The 22,855-nt window shown below is 34.5% G+C and carries 21 protein-coding genes; 18 read left to right on the forward strand and 3 right to left on the reverse strand.

What is annotated here, in order from left to right:
- The first annotated feature begins 77 nt into the window (after positions 1 to 77).
- From ACSHZO_RS10085 to asnB, 18 genes are all read left to right on the forward strand, one after another.
- Complete coding sequence (locus tag ACSHZO_RS10085; RefSeq protein WP_298247531.1) at positions 78 to 926, forward strand: class I SAM-dependent methyltransferase; 849 nt, start codon at positions 78 to 80, stop codon at positions 924 to 926.
- Between the two features lie 53 nt (positions 927 to 979).
- Positions 980 to 2,257, forward strand: coding sequence for an ABC transporter ATP-binding protein (locus tag ACSHZO_RS10090; protein WP_298247532.1), 1,278 nt, complete (start codon positions 980 to 982; stop codon positions 2,255 to 2,257).
- Positions 2,247 to 2,999: a TylF/MycF/NovP-related O-methyltransferase gene (locus ACSHZO_RS10095; protein ID WP_298247533.1), complete on the forward strand. Its 753-nt coding sequence runs from the start codon at positions 2,247 to 2,249 to the stop codon at positions 2,997 to 2,999. Before ACSHZO_RS10090 ends, ACSHZO_RS10095 begins: the two co-directional genes overlap by 11 nt.
- A gap of 6 nt (positions 3,000 to 3,005) precedes the next feature.
- Complete coding sequence (locus tag ACSHZO_RS10100; RefSeq protein WP_298247534.1) at positions 3,006 to 3,716, forward strand: class I SAM-dependent methyltransferase; 711 nt, start codon at positions 3,006 to 3,008, stop codon at positions 3,714 to 3,716.
- Positions 3,713 to 4,816, forward strand: a complete 1,104-nt coding sequence (locus ACSHZO_RS10105) for a glycosyltransferase (RefSeq protein WP_298247535.1) — start codon at positions 3,713 to 3,715, stop codon at positions 4,814 to 4,816. Before ACSHZO_RS10100 ends, ACSHZO_RS10105 begins: the two co-directional genes overlap by 4 nt.
- An 18-nt stretch (positions 4,817 to 4,834) precedes the next feature.
- On the forward strand, positions 4,835 to 5,809 hold the full coding sequence (locus ACSHZO_RS10110; protein WP_298247536.1) for a glycosyltransferase family 2 protein: 975 nt from the start codon (positions 4,835 to 4,837) through the stop codon (positions 5,807 to 5,809).
- Between the two features lie 6 nt (positions 5,810 to 5,815).
- Complete coding sequence (locus ACSHZO_RS10115; protein ID WP_298247537.1) at positions 5,816 to 6,643, forward strand: glycosyltransferase family 2 protein; 828 nt, start codon at positions 5,816 to 5,818, stop codon at positions 6,641 to 6,643.
- Positions 6,634 to 7,575 carry a glycosyltransferase family 2 protein gene (locus ACSHZO_RS10120; protein ID WP_298247538.1) on the forward strand — a complete coding sequence of 314 codons (942 nt, stop codon included), beginning with the start codon at positions 6,634 to 6,636 and terminating at the stop codon, positions 7,573 to 7,575. The genes ACSHZO_RS10115 and ACSHZO_RS10120 overlap by 10 nt, the downstream gene beginning before the upstream one ends.
- A gap of 4 nt (positions 7,576 to 7,579) precedes the next feature.
- Complete coding sequence (locus ACSHZO_RS10125; protein WP_298247539.1) at positions 7,580 to 8,515, forward strand: glycosyltransferase family 2 protein; 936 nt, start codon at positions 7,580 to 7,582, stop codon at positions 8,513 to 8,515.
- A 7-nt stretch (positions 8,516 to 8,522) separates the two neighbouring features.
- Complete coding sequence (gene wecB, locus ACSHZO_RS10130; protein WP_366941472.1) at positions 8,523 to 9,638, forward strand: non-hydrolyzing UDP-N-acetylglucosamine 2-epimerase; 1,116 nt, start codon at positions 8,523 to 8,525, stop codon at positions 9,636 to 9,638.
- Between the two features lie 31 nt (positions 9,639 to 9,669).
- Positions 9,670 to 10,926: a UDP-glycosyltransferase gene (locus ACSHZO_RS10135; protein WP_298247540.1), complete on the forward strand. Its 1,257-nt coding sequence runs from the start codon at positions 9,670 to 9,672 to the stop codon at positions 10,924 to 10,926.
- Position 10,927: 1 nt separating this feature from the next.
- Positions 10,928 to 11,869, forward strand: a complete 942-nt coding sequence (locus ACSHZO_RS10140; protein WP_298247541.1) for a glycosyltransferase family 2 protein — start codon at positions 10,928 to 10,930, stop codon at positions 11,867 to 11,869.
- A complete protein-coding gene (locus tag ACSHZO_RS10145; RefSeq protein WP_298247542.1) occupies positions 11,859 to 12,632 on the forward strand; it encodes a class I SAM-dependent methyltransferase in 774 nt (257 codons plus the stop codon). Before ACSHZO_RS10140 ends, ACSHZO_RS10145 begins: the two co-directional genes overlap by 11 nt.
- Positions 12,625 to 13,419: a hypothetical protein gene (locus tag ACSHZO_RS10150; RefSeq protein WP_298247543.1), complete on the forward strand. Its 795-nt coding sequence runs from the start codon at positions 12,625 to 12,627 to the stop codon at positions 13,417 to 13,419. The genes ACSHZO_RS10145 and ACSHZO_RS10150 overlap by 8 nt, the downstream gene beginning before the upstream one ends.
- A gap of 2 nt (positions 13,420 to 13,421) precedes the next feature.
- Positions 13,422 to 14,420 (forward strand): N-acetylneuraminate synthase family protein, encoded by a 999-nt coding sequence (locus tag ACSHZO_RS10155; RefSeq protein ID WP_298247544.1) that lies wholly within the window; start codon positions 13,422 to 13,424, stop codon positions 14,418 to 14,420.
- Between the two features lie 84 nt (positions 14,421 to 14,504).
- Entirely contained in the window at positions 14,505 to 15,662 is a 1,158-nt protein-coding gene (gene neuC, locus ACSHZO_RS10160) for a UDP-N-acetylglucosamine 2-epimerase (RefSeq protein WP_298247545.1), read from the forward strand.
- A 32-nt stretch (positions 15,663 to 15,694) separates the two neighbouring features.
- Positions 15,695 to 16,390 (forward strand): cytidylyltransferase domain-containing protein, encoded by a 696-nt coding sequence (locus tag ACSHZO_RS10165; protein ID WP_298247546.1) that lies wholly within the window; start codon positions 15,695 to 15,697, stop codon positions 16,388 to 16,390.
- Positions 16,390 to 18,096, forward strand: coding sequence for an asparagine synthase (glutamine-hydrolyzing) (gene asnB, locus ACSHZO_RS10170; RefSeq protein WP_298247547.1), 1,707 nt, complete (start codon positions 16,390 to 16,392; stop codon positions 18,094 to 18,096). Before ACSHZO_RS10165 ends, asnB begins: the two co-directional genes overlap by 1 nt.
- A gap of 74 nt (positions 18,097 to 18,170) precedes the next feature.
- Here asnB and ACSHZO_RS10175 read toward each other — a convergent pair whose 3' ends face one another.
- From ACSHZO_RS10175 to ACSHZO_RS10185, 3 genes are read right to left on the reverse strand one after another with little or no spacing between them, the layout of a single operon-like run.
- Positions 18,171 to 19,028, reverse strand: a complete 858-nt coding sequence (locus ACSHZO_RS10175; RefSeq protein WP_298247548.1) for an ABC transporter permease — start codon at positions 19,026 to 19,028, stop codon at positions 18,171 to 18,173.
- A 14-nt stretch (positions 19,029 to 19,042) separates the two neighbouring features.
- Positions 19,043 to 21,508 (reverse strand): GumC family protein, encoded by a 2,466-nt coding sequence (locus tag ACSHZO_RS10180; protein WP_298247549.1) that lies wholly within the window; start codon positions 21,506 to 21,508, stop codon positions 19,043 to 19,045.
- On the reverse strand, positions 21,508 to 22,296 hold the full coding sequence (locus ACSHZO_RS10185) for a polysaccharide biosynthesis/export family protein (protein ID WP_298247550.1): 789 nt from the start codon (positions 22,294 to 22,296) through the stop codon (positions 21,508 to 21,510). Before ACSHZO_RS10185 ends, ACSHZO_RS10180 begins: the two co-directional genes overlap by 1 nt.
- Positions 22,297 to 22,855: the final 559 nt, after the last annotated feature.

Consider the following 22,855-nt stretch of genomic DNA (forward strand, 5'->3'; position numbering starts at 1 on the left):
ACTATTGTTTTCAAATCTCTAAATGAAGACTTTTAATTGAAACTTTTCTATATTGCCTTTGGATTATAGCCATTAATATGACAACCGATTCCCAGCAAAACCAGGATAAAAACCAAGAATATTACGAGAAACTTTATGAAAACCATCCTATTGAAGGAATTCTTTACTGGCTAAATAATTTAAAGGAAGTCCTCCCAAGAATAATTAGTACGTATACCACCTGGAACGGAATGTATAAAAATGATTTCCAAAACCGTTTAAAAGGAAAAAAAGTGCTTGAAATGGGTTGTGGGGATTGCTCGAATGCCGCGGTTATGGCTGCCCTGGGAGCTGAAGTTTATGCTAATGATATCGCTTCAACCAGTGGTGTCATTATTAAAAAGTTAAATGATAGTTACAATTTTAAACATCCCATTCGTTTTATAGAGGGTGATTTTCTAGAAAATTCTCTGGAAAGCAATAGTTTTGATTTTGTTATTGGCAAGGCTTTTTTGCACCATTTAACCCTACCCGTGGAAGAGGCCTTTATAAAGGAGACTGCTAGACTTCTTAAACCTGAGGGCGAAGCGCGTTTTTTTGAACCTGCCGTAAATAGTAAACTACTCGACGAACTCAGATGGCATATTCCCGTTCCGGGAAGGCCTTCAAAATTTAATAAAAAGGCCTTTGCTCTATGGAAAGAAAAAGATGTTCATCCAGATAGGACCTTAAATTCCAGGCATTTTAAAAAGGCCGGACAAAATTATTTTAAAATAACTGAGATTATTCCTGTGGGCACCTTAGAAAGGCTCCACCGCATTTTACCTAAAAATGAATTCAACCATCGCTACAGAAAATGGGCGTTAAGATCTGAGAAATATTTACCAGGTTTTTTAAACCTTAATCTTACCCGTAGCCAGTTAATAGTTTATAGAAGGCCTATTTAATTTGTACCTAAATATAGAATCCAATACATTTATCCTTTCCCAATAATTAGTATATGAGCATTATTTTAAAGGCCGAAAATATTTCCAAACAATACCGCCTGGGGACTGTGGGTACAGGAACCTTAAAACATGATGCACAACGTTGGTGGGCAGGAATTCGAGGTAAGGAAGATCCCTTTTTAAAAGTTGGTGCAGTAAACGACCGCTCCAGTAAAGCTAATGAAGATTATGTCTGGGCTTTAAAGGATATAAATTTTGAAGTTAAGCATGGAGAAGTGCTGGGAATTATTGGCAAGAACGGTGCTGGTAAATCCACCCTTTTAAAAATTTTATCACGGGTTACCTCTCCTACTACCGGGAGTATAAAAACCAAAGGCAGGATCGCTTCCCTATTAGAAGTGGGCACCGGATTTCATGGCGAATTAACCGGCCGGGAGAATATCTTTATGAATGGAGCGGTGCTAGGAATGACCAAAAGCGAGATCAAAAATAAGCTCGATGAGATCATCTCTTTTTCCGGTTGCGAAAAATACATTGACACCCCGGTAAAGAGATATAGCAGCGGGATGACCGTGAGACTGGGCTTTGCCGTAGCAGCACATTTAGAGCCTGAAATTTTAGTAGTAGACGAAGTCCTGGCCGTAGGAGATGCCGAATTTCAAAAAAAAGCCATAGGCAAAATGCAGGATCTGTCAACTGGCGAAGGTAGAACAGTGCTATTTGTTAGTCATAATATGGACTCTATTTCACTTTTAACTGATAGGGTTTTATTATTGAAAAATGGTTTAGTGCATTATGATGGTGAAACTATGAAGGGAGTAAATGAATATCTTAAAATCTATAAGGGCGGTAAATCATATCACTCAGATGGAGTATCACAAATCCCCAAAATAAGACACATTGAATTACAAACCAGCCTACCAAACAATATTCATGAATTCGGAAAGGAACTAAAATTTGAATTTCAAATAGATATTCCATATGTCACAGATAATTTGGCTCTATCCTTTCAGATAATAGATGAATTGCAAAAACCGATTACCCACATATGGATTATTGACTCGGAGAAAAAAATAAAAAGAGAAAAAGGTAATTATTTTTTTATATGTACTATACCTAAACCAAAACTATATATGGGTGATTATTCAGTAAGAGTCCATCTTTCAAATTCCAAAACCAAGGAAAAGTTTGATTATTTAGAATCTGTATGTGGTTTTAAGATAAAAATGATGAAAAGTGTAAGAAAAGATTTCAATTGGGTTCATGGAACATGTAAATATCTCGAGAATGCGAATTGGTCTGTATCAAAATTTAATTCAAATGCTATATAAGTTAAGAAAAAAAATAGCTAAATTTTTAGTGAATAGTAAGGACGATGCATTAAAGCCAGCCTCAAACTATTCTGACATTACTGATAGAGAATGGAATATCATTAACCAGACAAAAGATTTTACATTGACTAATCCTGAAAGGTTAGTTAGCTTAATTAGAGCCGTAGATTATATCGAATCAAACAATATAGCAGGTAGCATTGTAGAATGTGGGGTTTGGAAAGGTGGAAGTATCATGTCAATTCTAAAAACTTTAAAAAATCGAGATAGTACCAATCGGGAAATTTATTTATACGATACTTTCGAGGGCATGAGTGAACCAACTGAAAAAGACGAATCTTTCAGGGGAGAATCTGCTAATAAAGCCTTTAATAAAAAAGATGAATTTTGGGAGAGGATTAAATGTTTTTCAACTCTTGAAGAAGTTGAATCCAATATTAAAACTATAAATTATCCCAGCAAAAAAATAAAATTTATTAAAGGAAAAGTTGAAGACACAATACCTGGAAATGCACCTAACAAAATTGCCATATTAAGGTTGGATACTGACTGGTACGAGTCAACCCTGCATGAATTAGAACATTTGTATCCTAGATTAGTTCCGGGAGGTGTGTTAATTATTGATGATTACGGTCATTGGAAAGGTTGCAAAAAAGCTGTTGATGAATATCTAGCTAAAAATGATATTAGTCTTTTGCTACATCGGATTGATTATACATGTAGAATTTCTGTAAAAAATTAATACTTAATGGATAATCAATTTATAAATATACCATTGAATATTGAAAATTTAGACAGATTTACTATTCGTAATTCTATTTTTAATGCAATAAAAGATTCTACTCATTTGTTTAAAAATAAGTTTTTGGATATAGGTTGTGGTAAGATGCCTTATAAAAATTATATCCTCGAAAACTGTCCCATTAAGAATTATATTGGATTAGATATAGAAACCGCGATCAATTATGATGAAAGTATAAAACCTGATTTCTACTGGGATGGGATAAAAATGCCATTTGATTCAAATTCTTTTGATTGCGCTTTAGCTACTGAGGTACTAGAACACTGCCCTGATCCAGAAACTGTCTTAAAGGAAACATATCGCATTCTTAAGAAGGAAGGTATATTTTTTTTTACAGTTCCATTTTTATGGAATTTACATGAAGTACCTCATGATGAATACCGCTATACCCCTTTTTCTATTAAACGTCATTTAAAAAATGCTGGTTTTGAGGATATAGAAATTAAAGCCACAGGAGGCTGGCACGCTTCTATGGCACAAATGCTAGGACTGTGGGTTAGAAGAAGTCCCATGGCAGCTAATAAGCGAAAAATACTATCCTATATATCAAAACCAATAATCCGCTATTTGATTAAATTGGACCAACCTGATAAAATAGAATTTAAGGAAGGTCAAATGATAACCGGGCTTACGGGAACAGCAAAAAAAAAGGTATGATAAACACAGCGATAATTTCACCTTTGCAAAATGCATATTCTGAAACTTTTATCCAGGCACACAAAAAGCTAGAAGGAAAAATATTTTATTATTACGGTGATAAATCATTCCTGCATTTAGAAGGTGAGGGGGCTCTTTCAAATATGCCTAAAACCACATTTTTGAAAGTGAAGCGTAAGATTCTCAAAAAATCTTATTCATATCTTCATGAACAACTTTTTGTTAAATCTCTCTCTAAAAATAATATTCAGGTAGTACTAGCAGAGTATGGTATTACCGCCGCCATTCATCTTCCTGTAATAAAGTACCTTAATTTACCTTTAATTGTCCATTTTCATGGTTACGATGCATCCCGTAATGATATAATTAAGCGATACAAAAACTATAAGGAGGTTTTTGATTATTCCAGCTATATCATTGTTGTCTCAAAGAAAATGTATGAAAAATTACTCCAAATGGGATGTCCTCAAGAAAAAATCATCTATAATGTATATGGTCCAAATGACAGATTTCTAAAAGTTTCTCCAAAATTTACAAACAAACAGTTTATATCTGTTGGTAGGTTTGTAGACAAAAAAGCACCTTATTACACTCTATTAGCATTCTCGAAAGTCTTAAAAAGCTACCCGGAAGCAAAACTTGTTATGGCTGGAGATGGAGTTTTATTGAATACTTGTAAGAATATGTCGAGGTATTTAGGAATTGAAAACAATGTTTCTTTTCCTGGCATTATTACCCCAGAAATTTATCAAGAATATTTAGAGAATTCCTTAGCATTCGTACAACATTCTGTTTTGGCCGACAATGGTGATTCTGAAGGTACGCCAGTTTCTATTCTCGAAGCTAGTGCTGCAGGGTTACCCGTAATTTCCACCCTTCATGCAGGAATCCCTGATGTTATTATCAATGGAACTACAGGTTTATTGGTAAAAGAACATGATGTTGATGCAATGGCTATTAAGATGAAAATATTTTTGAAAGATCAAAATATTGCCAGAAAAATGGGAGAAGCAGGGAAAAAAAATATTTCATTAAACTATACCATATCCAGGCATCTGGGGAAGATAAACGAGCTAATTCAAAAAGCAGCTAGAAGATAATTTTAATTATAAAATTCAGTGTCAAGTTTAGTATCCATAGTTATCCCAACCTATAACCGGGCTCATTTGCTGGGTGAAACTCTGGATTCTGTTCTAGTACAAACATATGGAAATTGGGAATGTATTGTTGTTGATGATGGTTCAAATGACTATACGGAGGAATTGATGGAATTCTATTTAAAAGATCCAAGAATAAAGTTTTACCATAGGCCAAAGCAACGTCCCAAAGGAGCTAATGCATGTAGAAATTTTGGCTTTAACCAAAGTAAAGGGGCATTTATTCAGTTTTTAGATTCTGATGACATAATCACTCCTAATTGTTTAAATGATCGGGTTTTTCAATGTCAATTAAATTATGAAGCCGACTATTTGATAAAATCTACGGGTAAGATGCAAGCTAATGGTTCTAGAGAACGAGAAATTTTTAATATTGACCCAAAAAATTTATCAAAAGATTCTTATCTCAAATTATTCTTAAGCTATCAAATTCCGTGGCAAACTGGAAGTGTTTTTTGGAGAAGAAACGTATTAGATTATTATTCCTTTGATGAAAACCTTAGTAGATTACAGGATGTAGATTTTCATATTCGAGTATTACTTAGTGAAAATTTAAATGGAAAACGGATTTTTGAAATCGATAATTTTTACAGGTTAAATTGTAAAAGAACGAGTTCAACTAATCATATAGATAATGTAGTTTATAGTTTTTTAATAATATTTGAAAAAATTTTAAGGTACGAGATAAAAAATTATAATCAATATTTCAAAAAATTTATCTTATTTGTTTTATTCAGGTTCATGTACATAAATCCGAAACGATATAATTGTGAAATTAGGAAAATTGAAAAGTTTCTTTTGCAGGAAAATTTTATTTCTCAAAAGCAAGCAATCCTGTTATTTATGAAAAGGAAAATAAACACAACCTTCCTGAGACGTCTTAAGATATTGAGAAAGTTATCTTATTTCATAGAAACTAAAGTTGGTAACAAATAATTTAATATGATGGTTTCTATTATAATCCCTTGCTACAACGATCCAGTTTTTATTATTGAGGCAGTTCAATCCGCTATTGACCAGACCTATAAAAATAAAGAAGTTATTATAGTAGATGATGGTTCTAATAAAGAAACCAAAGCTGTTCTAAATTCTTTAAAACTTAAAGTAAATAAAATAATAACTCAACCAAATCGTGGGCTAAGTGCAGCACGAAATATTGGAATTAGCGCCGCCAATGGAAAGTTTATTGTTGTTTTAGATTCAGATGATTTTTTTTCACCTAGTTTTTGCGAGAAGGCAGTAAAAATTTTCTTAGAGAACAAAAGTGAATATAAGGTTATTACATGCTACGCTAAACGTTTTGATCGGAAAGGGGTAATCGACATATTTAAACCAAAAGGCGGTGGCATTGAGAATTTTTTATTCTTTAATGCTGCAATAGGCAATTCTCTTTTCACCAAATTAGATTGGCAACAAATTGAAGGTTATGATGAAAATATGAGAAAAGGTTTCGAAGATTGGGAATTTTATATAAGATTACTTTCGAACTCTGGAAAAGCATATGTAATAAAAGAACCTCTATTTCATTATCGACAGAAAGAACAATCAATGCGCAAAAGCGCTAATAAAATAAAATATGAACTTTGGGCTTATATTTTTAGAAAACATTCTGAGCTCTATAAAAACAATTATGAATCTATGATTGATTTTTTTATCAGTAAAATTGCATTAGAGGAGAAGGAAAAGATAAAAAATAAAGAAAGAATAGAATACAAAGTAGGAACTAAAATACTAGCCCCAATCAGATTCATAAAAAGGTTATGGCAATAAAAGCCCAAGTCACAATACTCTTAGCCACATTTAATAGAGCGCATCTTATTGAAGAAACTTTATTATCTATCCAAAACCAAACATTCACTAATTTTAAATGTTATATTATCGATGATCACTCAACAGATCACACGAGAAAAGTAGTTGAGGAATTTTGTCGAAAAGATGATCGCTTTGGATACTTTTTAAAACCAATAGAATATGCTAAAGGTCTTTCTGCAACCCGAAATTTCGGCTTAGATTTAGCTAAAAGAAACCCTTCTGAATTTATTCAATTTTTTGATGATGATGATCTTATGCATCCTCTTAAACTTGAAATTCAGACTAAGGCATTAAAAAAAAATTTAAAAGCTCAATTTTCTCTCTGTGGGGCCAAAAATTTCAAGAATAAATCTGAAATAAATTTTACAGAAATTCAGCAAAAAAATAATCCGAAAAATTTATTATTAGGTGAAGCTTATTTAATCGGAACAATAAAATTTGTAGCGCAGGTTCCCTTATTCAGATGGAGCTACGCAAAAAAATTCGCTTTTGATGAAGAATTATTTTATGCGGAAGAATGGGTCTTATTTTCAATGCAATTCTTATCAAATAGACCGACTTATGAAATGGAAAATAAGGTTTTATTTTACCGAAGAAAACATCTTGAATCAATTACTGAACGTGAAGACATTGATTTTTCCCGAAGAAAAGCTTCAGCGATTACTGGTGTTAAGGTTTTTGAATTTTTAAATAAACATAATCTACATACTAAGGTTACATTATTCTTCTTTGCAAGAAATTATTTACTATATAGATTTACATCCGTCTATATTGAGCAAATTGGTAAAGATTTAAAAGATCTGGACAGGAGGTTTTACTATAGATTTCTATTAGCCAAAAAATTTCATGTTTTACTTCGGAAAGTCATATTAAAATTACTCAAATATTGAATATATGTTTCCAATGGTTTCAATCATTTTACCTGCATATAATAGAGAGAACCTCATTCTTGAAACCCTGAATTCTGTAACTGCTCAAACCTATCAAACTTGGGAATGCCTGGTGATCGATGATGGAAGTACAGATAGGACGGCTGAAATTGTAAAAGATTTCGCCAGGAAAGACCCAAGAATCCTGTATCATTTAAGGCCTGATTTATATCCTAAAGGCGCTTGTGGCGCTAGAAATTATGGTTTATCTCTATCTAAAGGAGAATACATTCAATGGCTGGATGATGACGATCTTTTAGGACCAAACAAACTGGAATTACAGGTCATGGCACTGGAAAATTCAGACAAAAATCTAGTAGCAACCTGTGCCTGGGATTTGTTCTGGCATGGAAAAACCCTGGAACTTAATGATATTCTTGATGGAATAGAATTTACAGATTGTGAAGGTTTTTTCTCAAAGATGACAAAGACCAGAAGCTTTATCCCACCATTAGCATATTTAACACCGAAAAAAATAGCAATAGAGGCTGGAGAATGGAATACCAAATTAAGAATCAACCAGGACGCGGAATATTTTACGCGGGTTATTCTCGCTTCAAATAAAATAATTAATGTAAAAAACTGCTATGTGCTTTATCGCTCCCATGAAGCAAAAAGAATTAGTAGTGAGAAAAATTCGGAAAGACTCTACTCCTTAATTTATAGTCTTCGTTTGATGCATGCTCACTTAAAAGCGAAAAAGATAGAGTCCAAATCTTTCTTTAACATGAAGTTACAAAGAGTTTTTTTCGGATTCTGGCACTCAGATAAAGAAGTTTTAGAAAAGCATTCATTTTTTTTTAAAGAGCATGATATTAATTTAAAATTAAGCAGGTACTACATGCTGAGATATTATATTTATAAAAAAATATATCCCTTATACAAGAAATATTTAAAATAGAGAAATATTGAAAATATTTGTAGTCTTTGGTACACGACCGGAAGCCATCAAGATGATCCCTGTAATCCTGGAAATAAAAAAACAGGGATTATCTGTAGTAATCTGTAATACCGCTCAACACCGGCAAATGTTAGATCAAGTGCTTAATTTTTTTGATATTGTACCAGATTATGATCTCGATTTGATGCAACCCAACCAACATCTAAATCAATTAAGCGCTAGACTTTTAGAGCGTTTGGATACGATTTTGCAAAATGAACAGCCAGATGTTGTTTTAGTACATGGAGACACCACTACATCCTCGATAAGTGCCATGGTCGCTTTTCATAAAGGAATAAAAGTAGCACATATTGAAGCCGGTCTTAGAACTTATAACATGGAATCTCCTTTCCCCGAAGAAGTAAACCGCCAAATCACAGCGAGATTGGCTCATTTTCATTTTGCTCCTACTACCAAAGCAAAATCAAATCTTCTAAATGAAAAAATCCCGGAAGAGAAAATAGTAGTCACGGGAAATACCATTGTAGATGCATTGGATTTGGCTAAAGATATAGTTTCTAAATCTAAGATGAATAAGGAAATTCTTTCTTTAGAGTCCAAATTAAACCTAGATAAGAGACTAATTTTGGTAACGGGACATCGGCGGGAAAGCTTTGCTCAAGGATTAGCTAGTATATGTGAAGCACTTATAGAATTATCTCAATTTGATAATATAAACATAGTTTACCCTGTTCATTTTAACCCGCATGTTCAAGAGACCGTATATAATTTACTAAAAGAACAACCCAATATTTATTTAATAAATCCGGTTTCTTATCCTACCATGCTTTGGCTACTGGATAAGGCGGCATTTATTATTTCAGATTCAGGTGGCATCCAAGAGGAAGCGCCTAGTTTTAATAAAAAGATATTAGTTACCCGTAATCATTCTGAACGCTTAGAAGGTTTAGATCAGGGCTTTTCCAAATTAGTAGGTACAAATAAAAAGACTATACTTAAAGAAGCAATAAAATTACTCACTAATCCGGAAAATCTGGATATTCTAAAAAATCCCTATGGTGATGGAAAAGCTGCAGGAAGAATTATAAATCATATAAGAAAAAATCTTAATCCTAAAGTATAAGGCATATAATCTTTCTTAAATCTTTGATACTTTGAAATTGGCTAACCAAATAAAAATTCTTGTAGTAGTAGAATCAATAGATGTTGAAGATAGCAGTGGCTCAAAAGCTAATGTTGCGCTAATAGAAAATCTACATAAAGAAGGTTTTGAATTATTAGTACTTCATTATACCAGAAAAGAGATCTTTTTACCCGGAATAAAGTGCGTTGCAATCAAAGAAAAGAAATGGAATTATCTGTATTTCCTAAGCAGATCGCAAAGACGTATACAAAATGATCTTAAGATTATCATCAATAAACCGCTAGAAAATACGTTTGGCTTTTCATTCACTTTTTTTAATGATAGCAAAAGTATTGCAGAAAGTATAAAGAATTGTGAATTTGAACCGGATTTGGTCCTTAGCTTAAGTAAAGGGGCTAGTTTTAGACCTCATCATGCATTGCTCAAATTACCTGAATTACATGCAAAATGGCTGGCCTATATACATGATCCCTATCCATTCCATTATTATCCCGAACCTTATCAATGGTCTGAACCAGGATTTAAAGAAAAGATTTCTTTTTTTTCTGAAGTTTCCAGTAAGTGTAAGTGGGCTGCTTTTCCTAGTTTATTTTTAAAGGAATGGATGACAAGAAAATATCCCTATTTTGAAAAGAAAAGTATAATTATTCCGCATCAGTTAGCTAAAAAAGAATTTTCTGAAGGCACGCTACCAGATTTTTTTGATCCAAAAAAGTTCTCATTACTCCATGCAGGGAATCTAATGAAACAACGCTCTCCTCTTCCATTATTAATATCCTATCAAAAATTTTTAAAGCAAAACCCTGAAGCCGCACAGAAATCCCAATTAATCTTGTTAGGTAATGCAGATTATTATACGAAAAGACTTCAAGAACTGGAAGATCAAGTTGATTCACTGTATATAAGTGATGGAAATGTAAAATTTGATATTGTATTAAGACTTCAAAAAAAAGTAAGTGTAAATATTATTCTAGAATCTGAAGCCAATGATAGCCCATTTTTACCTGGTAAATTCCCTCATTGTCTCAAAGCGAATAAAACGATCCTTTTCCTTGGACCGCAAAAAAGTGAAGTAAACAGGCTTTTAGGAGTAGAATACCCTTTCAAAACCGAAGCTAACAATATTGAAAAGACTGTAGAGTTACTCCAAAAACTTTATAATATATGGTTGAAAGATCCTGTAGATTTAAAATTAAACAGGCCCGATCTATTAAATTATTTTTCCAGTAACAGATTAAAGGATATTATTTTAAAAATGGTAATTTAGAATGCAGGATACACGGGTCACAATTCTTATTACTACAAAGGATCGTTTACATGAACTTAAGCGAAGTTTAAGTTTATTAGATCAATTGTTTCGGAAGAAAGTACCTGTCATTATTTGCGATGATGGTTCTAAAGATGGGACCTCTCATTTTTTAGGAGCTAATTATCCAGAAATTAATTTAATACGCAATATTGAAAGTAAGGGATTAATTTTTAGCCGTAACAGGTTACTTAACATGGTTGAAACTGACTTTGCCATATCCCTGGATGACGATTCTAATTTCTTAAGCAAGCAGCCAGTATCACAAATAATAAACTATTTCAACACCCATCAGCAATGTGCAGTAACCTCTTTCAGGATCTATTGGTCTAAAAATACGCCAGAAACCACCTTTACTTCAGTAGAACCTCATAGAGTTCGAAGTTTTGTAGGATGCGGACATGCCTGGCGTATGAAGGCCTGGAGAGATATCCCAGATTATCCAGCCTGGTTTAATTTTTATGGGGAAGAGGACTTTGCATCCTATCACCTGCTTAAAAAAAATTGGGAAGTGCATTATTTACCTAGCGTACTGGTACAGCATCGGGTAAATATAAAAGCAAGAAAAAAAGAAGCAGACTATATAACCAGACTCCGTTATTCATTAAGAGCAGGATGGTTTTTATATATACTTTTTTTACCTGTACATTTAATACCTAGAAAATTAGTTTATTCTGTATGGATGCAATTAAAGCTGAAGGTTTTCAAAGGTGATTTTAAAGCTCTAAGAGCTATAATTCTAGCCTTGTATGATCTATTGATCCATTTACCCAGGATCTTTGCTAATTCTAAAAGACTGAATCGTAAAGAATATCAGAAATATCTCGGGCTAAATGAAACCAGGATCTATTGGAATCCTGAAAAAATTCAGGTGTTAACTAGTAATTCAACGAATGTATCTTAAAAAATCATTGTCACCAGAATTTAAAACCAGGCTGAAAAGAAAACTTGAAGCTGTCCGGGCCCATTTTTATAAAAAAGACTTGAGCAGGATTGGCCAGATCTTTAAGACTGATAAATTTGAGAAACATAACTATACCCCTGTTTATCAAAAGCATTTTCATCCATTGCGCAAAAAGAAGATCAATCTTCTGGAGATAGGAGTTGGAGGGTATAAGAATCCTATTTCTGGTGGAAATTCGCTAAGGATGTGGAAAGGCTATTTCAGAAAAGCAAAAATTTTTGCTATAGATATTTATGACAAAGAGAAACTTCAGGAAAAACGTATTAAAATTTTTAAAGGTAGCCAGATAGACCTAAATTTCTTAAATCATGTATACTCAGAAATCGGAAAGTTGGATATAATAATTGATGATGGCAGCCATATCAACGAGCATGTTATTACCTCCTTTAAATTCTTATTTCCAAAATTGAACGAGCAAGGAATTTATGTGATAGAAGATATTCAAACCTCATACTGGCCGGAGTATGGTGGTTCAAGTTTAGAATTAAATAACCCCGAAACTATAATGGGCTTTTTTAAATCTCTAACTGACGGATTGAATCATGCAGAACTTATAATACCAGATTATAAAGCCTCTTATTTGAATCTTAATATTGAATCTATTCACTTCTATCATAATATGATTTTTATCTACAAAGGAAAAAATACTAAACCTTCAAGTTATCTCATTAACAATCAATTACCAGAGAAGCTCCATGAATGATAAAATAGCTATTATATCAACTGTAGTAAATTTCGAGTTATATTCGAAGACTTCTCCTTTATTTCCAAAGAATATAAATCACTACGTCATTGATGGTAGAAATGGCATGCATGGTCTTGCAAGTATTTTTTACATATTTAAAAAACTAAAAAATAAAGATATAGATTGGCTTATAATGGCAGATGAAGATGTGATTTTCAAAAATCCCGAAAAGACTCTGGAGCTTGTTGCATACATGAAAAAGAACAATTTTCAGGTATCAGGGGTGAGAGAAGGCGGTATAATTTCGCATAAGCCCTTTAATCCTTACGCTATCAATACATTTTTCTCTATTTTGCATTTTTCTGAAATTGAAAAAATTTTCAATAAAAAAGAGATAAAGAAAAATCAATATATCTCTCCAGATGAATTTAAAGATGATCTATCACAGCTTTCAATGAAATTTGATACTGCAAGTTTATATGAGCCCTATTACTGTTTTTATTTCTGGTTAAAAAGGAAAGGATTTAAATTTCTATATCTTAATGTCGACACAAACTTTCCCGCAGATGATATTACAACCTCAGTATATGTTCCAGATGGGAATCTCCTCTTACACCATACCTGGTATGCCAGAGCTTATGGTCAAAATATAAAGCACACAGACCGTATCAATAATATTTTGGAATCTATTCCAAATACAGATAAGGGTGACTTTTCTCCAATTATTTTCAAGGACCAGCATTTTGGTTGGAAACTTAAAATGAAAAAGAATTTTACAAAAATTAAAATGAAACTAAATAAATAAGGATGTTTTTGATAGCCGAAATTGCTCAGGCCCATGAGGGAAGTTTAGGTATAGCGCATTCCTATATTGATGCACTTGCAAAGACAGGTGTAGACGCTGTAAAATTTCAGGTTCATATAGCTGAAGCTGAAAGTAGCATCCATGAACCTTTTCGGGTTAAATTTTCCTCTCAGGATAAAAGCCGTTATGAATACTGGAAACGTATGGAGTTTTCTCTTGAACAATGGGAGGATTTAAAAGCACATTGTGAGGAAGTCGATGTTGAATTTATAGCTTCTCCCTTCAGCATTGCTGCAGTGGATCTGCTCGAAAAGCTGAATGTTCATCGATATAAAATTGGCTCTGGTGAAGTAAATAACTTATTATTACTTGAAAAAATTAGCAGGACTGGTAAACCCCTTATTTTATCTTCTGGAATGAGCTCTTTTGGAGAGCTTGATACAAGCGTAGATTTTTTAAACCAACGAAATGTAGATTTTTCTATTCTTCAATGCACTACCTCATACCCTACCAGCCCTAAGAATTATGGGTTTAACGTGATTAGGGAAATGAAAGAAAGATACCAGGTTCCAATAGGATACTCAGATCATTCTGCAAAAATAGAAACCAGCATTGCTGCTACTATATTTGGAGCTGAAATTCTTGAATTTCATGCAGTATTTAATCGGGAAATGTTTGGCCCAGATGCTTCTTCTTCCCTTGAAATAAATGAGATCAAACAATTAGTGTCTTCTATAAGAGATTTAGAAATTGCCAATGAGCATCCAGTAAATAAAAATGACAACTCCTCTTTTTCAGGTTTAAAGGATATTTTTGAGAAATCTTTGGCTGTAAATAAAGATCTGCCAGCAGGTCATCTATTAGCTTTTGAGGACCTGGAATCAAAAAAGCCAAAAGGTTATGGTATTCCTGCTTCCCAATTTCAAAGTATTATTGGCAAGTGTTTGATTCGTGAATTAAAGCAGTGGGATTTCTTAACGGAAGAAGATATTAAAAAGTAGGCATCGCCTACTGCATATATTCTAATCCAATACTTATTTGCTACATTAGCTTACAGTAAATTTTTGCGATAACAAATTGCTAATATGCCCAAACGAAAAATATGTGTAGTAGTTACGGCTCGACCTTCATACAGTCGCGTCAAGACTGCCCTAACTGCTATTCAAGAACATCCTGACCTTGAACTTCAACTGGTGATAGCTGGCTCTGCCCTACTGGATAGGTATGGAAACGCCATCGATTTCATTGAAAAAGATGGCTTCCCAATTTCAGCCAAGGTGTTTATGGTATTGGAGGGTGAAAATCCGACCACTATGGCAAAAACCACTGGTCTTGGAGTAATGGAGTTAACCAATGTTCTTTACAACCTTAAACCTGATGCCGTTATTAGTATTGCCGATAGATTTGAAACTATTGCTACATCTATAGCTGCGGCTTATCAAAATATCCCGCTGGTCCATCTCCAGGGAGGGGAAGTTACCGGCAGTATTGATGAAAAAGTACGGCATGCCAATACAAAATTAGCAGACCTTCATCTGGTGTGCACTGAAGATGCCCGGGAACGGGTTATTAAATTAGGGGAAGATCCCTCTAAGGTTATTAATACTGGCTGCCCATCGATAGATCTGGCAAAACAGGTGGCCCAGAATCCTGAGCTTGATTTTGATCCTATTAAAAAATATGGTGGGGTTGGAGCCGAATTCTCCTGGACAAATGGTTACATGGTGATAATGCAACATCCGGTTACCACGGAATATGAAAAGGCAAAAAAACACATCCAGGAAACTTTAAAAGCGGTAAAAGCTTCTGGTTATCCTGCTTTTTGGTTCTGGCCAAATGTAGATGCTGGTTCTGATGGAACTTCAAATGGAATTAGATCTTTTCGTGAACTTGAAAAGCCAGAAAATATACATTTTTTCAAAAATATGAATCCCATAGATTTTCTGAAATTAATGAAAAATGCAAAGGTTCTGGTTGGAAATTCTAGTGCCGGGATTAGGGAATGTTCTTATTTAGGAGTTCCGGTTATAAATATTGGAAATCGTCAAAACCGTAGAAACCGCGCACAAAATGTTACGGATGTGGACTATAATGAGCTTCAAATTCTTTCAACAATAAGGGATGGAATCAATAAGAAGCATTATCCGCCTTCAGAAATGTATGGTTCTGGAAACTCAGGGAAAATGATCGCGGAGATACTTGCAACTGTAGAATTGTCTTTCTCTAAGACAATTTCGTATTAATTCAATCATCATTAAGCACTAAAAAAATCAAATTGAAAATCTTAGGAATTATACCGGCTCGTGGAGGTAGTAAAGGTATCCCGGGTAAAAACATCAAACTTCTGGGAAATAAACCCCTCCTGGAGTACACCGTTGATTCCGTAAGTTCTTCCAAATTCCTGGATCGTTGTATACTTAGCTCTGATGATGATAATATTATTCAGGTCGCCCAAAAGCTAGGTCTGGAAGTTCCTTTTAAACGTCCATCAAATCTTGCAGGTGACAATATTTTTTCACTTGATGTAATAAAGCATACGCTCGATTTTTTTGAAGCAAAGAATGAATATTTTGATGTAGTTTGCTTTCTTCAGGTAACATCTCCTTTTCGCGAAAAATCACTTATAGATAAAGCTATTCTGAAATTCAAAGAATCAGAGGCCGATTGCCTGATTTCTGTTAGAGAGGTTCCTGTAGAATATAATCCCCACTGGACCTTTGAGCCAGATGAAACCAATCTATTGCAAATTGCGACCGGCGAGTCAGAAATTATTTCACAACGTCAAAAACTCCCCAAGGCTTATCATAGAGACGGTTCTATATATTTAACGAAAACCTCAGTAATAAAAAATCAAAATTCCCTTTATGGTAAAAAAATTTCGTTTATCGATACCACCGGAAGTAGTTATGTAAATATCGATGAGCCTGAAGACTGGGAAAAGGCAGAAAAAATTTTAAAATGGATTGAGTAATGTGTGGTATCGCAGGAATTATTTCAGAGAAACCTGAGGCAGCAAATTTAAAAAAAGTGCTGAGAAAGCAGGCTCACCGGGGTCCAGACTATACAGGAATTTATATCGACAATGGTTTTGCTTCATTAGGACATAACCGCCTCTCTATAATTGATGTTTCCCCAGACGCTAATCAGCCATTTTGTGATTCTTCGAAAAGATTTTATCTCACTTTCAATGGGGAAATTTATAATTATAAGGAGCTAAGACAGGAATTGAGAAATGAGTATAAATTCCAGACGTTCTCAGACACCGAGGTTTTACTGGCTGCATTTATACATTGGGGGAAAAATTGCCTTCAGAAATTAAATGGAATGTTTTCTTTTGCAGTTTGGGATACCAAAAATAAAACACTTTTTGCTGCCAGAGATAGATTCGGGGTAAAACCCTTTTATTATTTTTCAGATAAAGAATCTTTTTACTTCGCCAGTGAGATTAAGAGTTTACTTGCTGTGACCAAAATTAATTCTCCAAATAAAAAGGTTTGGGCTAATTACTTTAAATATGGCATTTATGGAATGCCTGATGAAACATTTTATCAGCAGATAAACCAAATTCCTGGTGGATGCTATCTAGAATATTCTAAAGGAATTCTCTCTACTTCCAGATGGTACAACTTTGAGGAAAAGATCAAGGAAAATCCAAAAGATTTTAAATATAACCAGGCTAAAGAATATTATTTGGAAATGCTTCAAGAGAGTATTGCGCTTCGATTTAGAGCCGATGTTCCAGTGGGTTTCAATCTAAGCGGTGGCGTAGATAGTTCTCTTCTTTTAGCACTTGTAAATCAATTCAAGAAAAAAAATAATATTAATGCCTATACTTTTTATACGGGAGATCGAAATTACGATGAATTGCCCTGGGTGGAAGAAATGATTTCCTATACCAATAATCCTCTGAATACGATTAAATTTGAGGCTAGAGAAGTTGGAAAAACCTCAAAATTTATTAGTGAAATTCAGGATGAACCCTTTGGAGGGATTCCCACCATGGCTTACTCTGAAATTTTTAAGCGAGCCAAAAAGGATGGGGTAAAAGTTCTTCTTGATGGACAGGGAATGGATGAGCAGTGGGCCGGCTACGATTATTATTTAAATACACATTCTGTAAATATTCAGGGAATAGGTGGAAAAAAACCCTTTAAATCCAATGTGCTGAAAAAGGAATTATTACAAGAAAGCATAAAACCGGAATACCCTGAACCTTTTGCTGAAAAACTCCAAAACCTGCAATATAGAGATTTATTTTATACAAAAATCCCTAGAGCACTTAGGTTTAACGATCGTGTTTCCATGGCATATTCAACTGAACTCCGTGAACCTTTTTTAGATTATCGCCTGGTTGAATTTGCTTTTGCTCAACCGCGAAATTTTAAAATTAAAGGGGAGGTCCAGAAATTTTTAATTAGAGAAATATTGATGGAATTAACTACGAGAAAGATAAGTAATGCCCCAAAACGTCCGTTACAAACCCCACAAAGAGAATGGCTAGGCAATGAACTTAAAGAGTATGTTTCCGGGAATCTTGAAAAACTTAAATCTTGCTCAGTTGCAGATTGGTTTGACCATAAGGAAATTGAAAAAGAATGGCGTTCTTATCAGGAAGGTGAAAATACCTCAAGCTTTCATATATGGCAATGGATTAATACTGCGCATTTATTTTCCTAAACAATGAACCCTTGAATGGTACTTCAGAGAATTAATGATAAACCATACTTTGAATTTATTCACACTATCAGAAACTATACAGTATCTATAAAATTCTTTTCTGTCCTATTAAATATCACCAGGCCAACTAAAAATAGAAAAACAGAAATCCCTAGCGTATAAAAGAAACCAGACCAGGAAAAAAGACCTGTGTCAAGGATCATAAATCTAAATCCTTCAATTATATGGGTTAAAGGATTATATTTTACTACCCAGGCCCAATCTGGCATTTTTTTAGAGACTTCACTAAGGGGATATGGTACAGCCGAGATATACATTAATAAAGATGTAGCAAAACCAATTAAAACACCTAGATCTCTGTATTTAGTTGTGAGGGCCGAAATTACCATTCCTGCTCCTAGACCTAACAATGCCATCATTATCACATATACTGGAAAGAACAGTAAATTAAAGTTTGGACTTAAGTCATAACCTCTAAATAGAAAATAAATATAAAAAATAAGCAATATTATCAATTGGATTCCAAATTTAAAGAGATTAGAAATTACAGTTTTCAAAGGCATAATCACCCGTGGGAAATAAACCTTACCAAAAATCCCCGCATTGGCCGCAAAAGTATTTGAAGTACCAGTTAAGCACTGGTTAAAATAGTTCCATGCCGTGATCCCCGTTAAATTGAATAAAAAAGATGGAACATTCCCTGTGGGAATACTGGCAATATTATTAAAAACCAGGGTGAAAATAACCGAAGTAAACAGCGGCTGAATAAAGTACCAAAGTGGTCCAAAAATAGTCTGTTTATAAACAGTTACAATATCTCGCTTAACAAAAAGAATCAATAAGTCACGATAGCGCCATATTTCTTTAAAATTGAGATCTATCAGCTTTCTTTTTGGACTTATTTCATATAACCACTCCCGATCCTTCTGCATAGTCTAGTTCTCTTCTATTCAAAGTTTCGCAAAAACTTCCTCCATGAATCCTTAACTTGAGAAATACGAGAAGGGGCAGCCCCATAATAACCTTTGGCATAACGATTATAACCATATCCGTAACCATAACCATAACCATAACCATAACCATAACCATATTTGGCACTATGTACAAAGTGGTTCAATACAAAGCTAATATTCTTTATTTCTCCTTTAGCATATTTTTGATTGATGGTTTCCAGCATGCCTCTCTTTGTATAATCCTGACGAACCATGTATAAGGTTGCATCAGCATGTTTAACCAGATTAAGTGCATCTGCCACCATTCCTATAGGTGGAGTATCTAAAACTATGTAATCGTATTCCTTTTTCAACTCATTGATCAGGACATCCATTTTTTCAGTTAGTAATAACTCTGAAGGATTCGGAGGCACCGGTCCCGAAGTGATCACATCTAAATAGGGAATCTTACTTTTTTGTATAATCTCTTGTGGTGAGGCCTGATCAATTAAATAATTCACGATTCCCAAATCATTATTCAATTGAAAATCATCAAAAATTTTAGGTTTTCTAAGATCAACACCAACCAGAACTGTTTTTTTCTCACTTAAGGCAAATACCGTTGCCAGGTTCATGGCACAAAAGGTTTTTCCCTCTCCTGAAACAGATGAAGTGATCATTACTGTTTTTGCCCCGGTTACCCCCTGACGCTTATACATGAATTGCAAACTGGATCGTAAGCCTCTAAAACTTTCAGCAATGGAGGATTTGGGAGATGTAAAAACCGCTAAATTACCTTCCATTTTATTTTTACCTATAAGTCCTAAGATTGGAATCGGAGAAAGGCGCGTAATCTCCTGTGCGTTATGTATGTTAGAGTTAAGAAAAACTAGTAAGAATACGAAAGTAAGTGGTATTACTCCGCCAACCATTACAGCCATCACATAATTAAGTTGAGTGTTTGGTCCAATCTGACCTCCACCCGTGTCTTTTGCTTTGTCAATAACCAGTACATCACTAACATTAGCTGCTTTTATTAAACCAGCTTCACTGCGTTTTTCAAGGAACATGTTATAAGTACGCTCATTAATAGCATATTTTCTTTGGATCTTTAGCAGATCCTGCTCCTCTTGAGGTAATTTGCGCACCTCTTGTTCAAACCTTGCAATCTTTCCATTTACATCCCTAAGTTCTGTCCTTAAAAGCCCTTTTGAAGAACTGATATTTTCAATTAAAATTGATTTCACTGAATTGATCCGACGATCAATATCATCAAATATCGGTGAGTTCTCTTTTAAGGTGTATTGATAATTTTGTCGTTCTTCTGCTAACTCAATAATTTTCGCAACTCCTCCAGCGATACTTCCTTCACTTATCCCTGCTACCGATGGCGCAGGAACATTAGAATAATCAGTCCTTGTTTGTAGGTAATCCTGCAAGTTATTATAATATGCCAATTGTCTGCTAACCTCCTCTTTTCTCACATCGAGATTAGCTAATTTACCAGATAGCTCACTACTTTCTGCTGATATATCCAGAATAGAATTGGTATTCCTAAAATCATTTAGCTCATTTTCGACAGTTTTTAATTCAGCTGCTTGCACCGCCAGACTGCTATCAATAAACCGTATGGTTTTGGTCGCAAATAGATTCTTCCTTTCCAGCATATTTTCGCTTAAAACCTGGACTGATCCATTAAGATAGTCTACGATCCGAGTCTTATTAAGACCGGTCATGCTTAAATTTAAAACAGAGGATCCTTGGGCTTCAGGTGAAATATTTACTCCTCTATATCTTCCCACCGCTCCGTCAAAAGGGGTAAAACTTATATAATAAACATTTTTCGAAAGTGATTCGTTGGTTCGCTCTAAATGACCAGAAAAGAAAGGCAGGCTTATGGGTTCACCTATTTTAAAATTTCTATTAAATTCCCTGGGTTCTACTAGCCGTGAATCAGTTTCTTTGGTGTTATAGTTAGTACGCGATAGATTTGAAGGCACCATGGCTCGCAAATTATAGCTTACCTCATCCAGCATTTGGATTTCTATGGTTACATTATTGGCCTGAAAAGAGGGTGTATCTGCATATACCTTAAATGGTGTTTTTCCATATGCATCTACCCGCTGATATTCTCCCTGTTCCAGATAGTTAATATAAAATTGCAGTTTTTCTACGACCTCTTCATTATGTGAGCGCGATCGCAAAATGGTCATGGCAGTATTCACCTTATCTGAGGTACCTCCCCAATTAAACGTGAGACTGGTATTAGAAGTGAAGAATGGATTCTGGTCGTCCTTAATAGAAATAGTATTTCCTAAACGATATACAGGAAGTTTACGCACATTATTATAGTAGGCCACCGCCAGACTTATACCTACAGATAAAAGAATTAATTTCCAATAACTAATAACCTTAAGAATAAACCCTTTAAAGTCAAAAGTGGAGCCTACATCTGATATGTGATCATCTTCGTGAGCCATTATCTTGTAACTATGAAATAAATGGACGTTGCCAATGTAATTAAACTTGTAACAGTTCTGAAAACTTCAAGCCCAGTGGTACCCAAACCTAAAGCCTTTCTAGGCAAAGGATTCACCACGATCATATCATTGGGTTGGATATAATAATAAGGACTTCTCATGATATCGATGTTTGTAACATCTACTACATGTACTTCTTCCCCCTGAGGATATTGACGAATGATCTGCACATTTTCTCTATCTCCCAAATCATCGATTCCTCCAGCATTCGCAATCGCTTCCATAATTGTCACCTGATCTTTATAAACAACTTGACTACCCTGACCTATTTCGCCTAAAGTTGTATAACGTATTCCGGCAAGTTTTACGGTTACAAATATGTTTGCTTCTTGCCGAAAGTATTCATCCAATAATTTTTTTTCGATTTTTTCACGGACCTCTTTTTCCGTAAAACCCAGTACGTTGATCTCTCCCATGGTGGGGACCCTAATATTACCATGATCATCTACAGTAAACCCATCAAAATACACTGCTTCCTCTGTAGTTGCATTTGGATTCTCACTTCCTATAGGATTAAACATCCCCACAATATCCTGATCCAGAGCTTTTACACGAATACTTAAAAGATCACCTGTCTGGATACGGTAAGGCTTGCGCAATCGCTGAACCTGAATGATGCTATCCAACTCCTCTTCATATTCCTGAAGATAGGACATCTGCTTGGTAGATACGCAGGAGGTTAAGGCTAGTATTGCAGCGAATAAAAACAAAAAAGATTTGAATCGCATAGAAGGCTTCACATTGTTTTAACAAATATAGTTTTTACGGTCAAATAACGAAACTTTGGGGTGGAATTATGTTTGGGGGTTGTGAGTTGTGAGTTATGGGTTGTGGGTTTCGGAGTTTGGGGTTTGTTTTTCGTTTTGCATTGTGTGTGGAGGTTATTCAGGGTGTGGTGTTTGTTGTTTGTGGTCAGTTGTTTGTTATTCTTAGTTGGGGGTTTGGGGTTTGGGGATGGGGTTTTGAGTTATAAATTGTGAGTTGTCGGTTGTGGAGATTGTATGGAGGTATTTTTGGTGGCTGGTATATAGTTCTCGGATTATGGTTTTGGAATCGGAGTTATTGGTATTTAAACTTCTTCAAGGATGAAGTATTCGGAATGCATTAGAAACCCGGAATTCGCCAGGTTCAGTGCTGCAACTACTGAAATAAAACTATCAATGCGAATAATGCTTTCCTGAAAGTGTAGAAGGATGAGCAATTTTGAGTAACAAATGCAGCAACTACCAATTCGCACTTCGACAGGCTCAATGCTGCAACTAACTTGTTAAAAATACTGGTGCTAAA

The sequence above is a fragment of the Christiangramia sp. 3-2217-3z genome (assembly GCF_051195275.1).
GTDB lineage: Bacteria > Bacteroidota > Bacteroidia > Flavobacteriales > Flavobacteriaceae > Christiangramia > Christiangramia marina.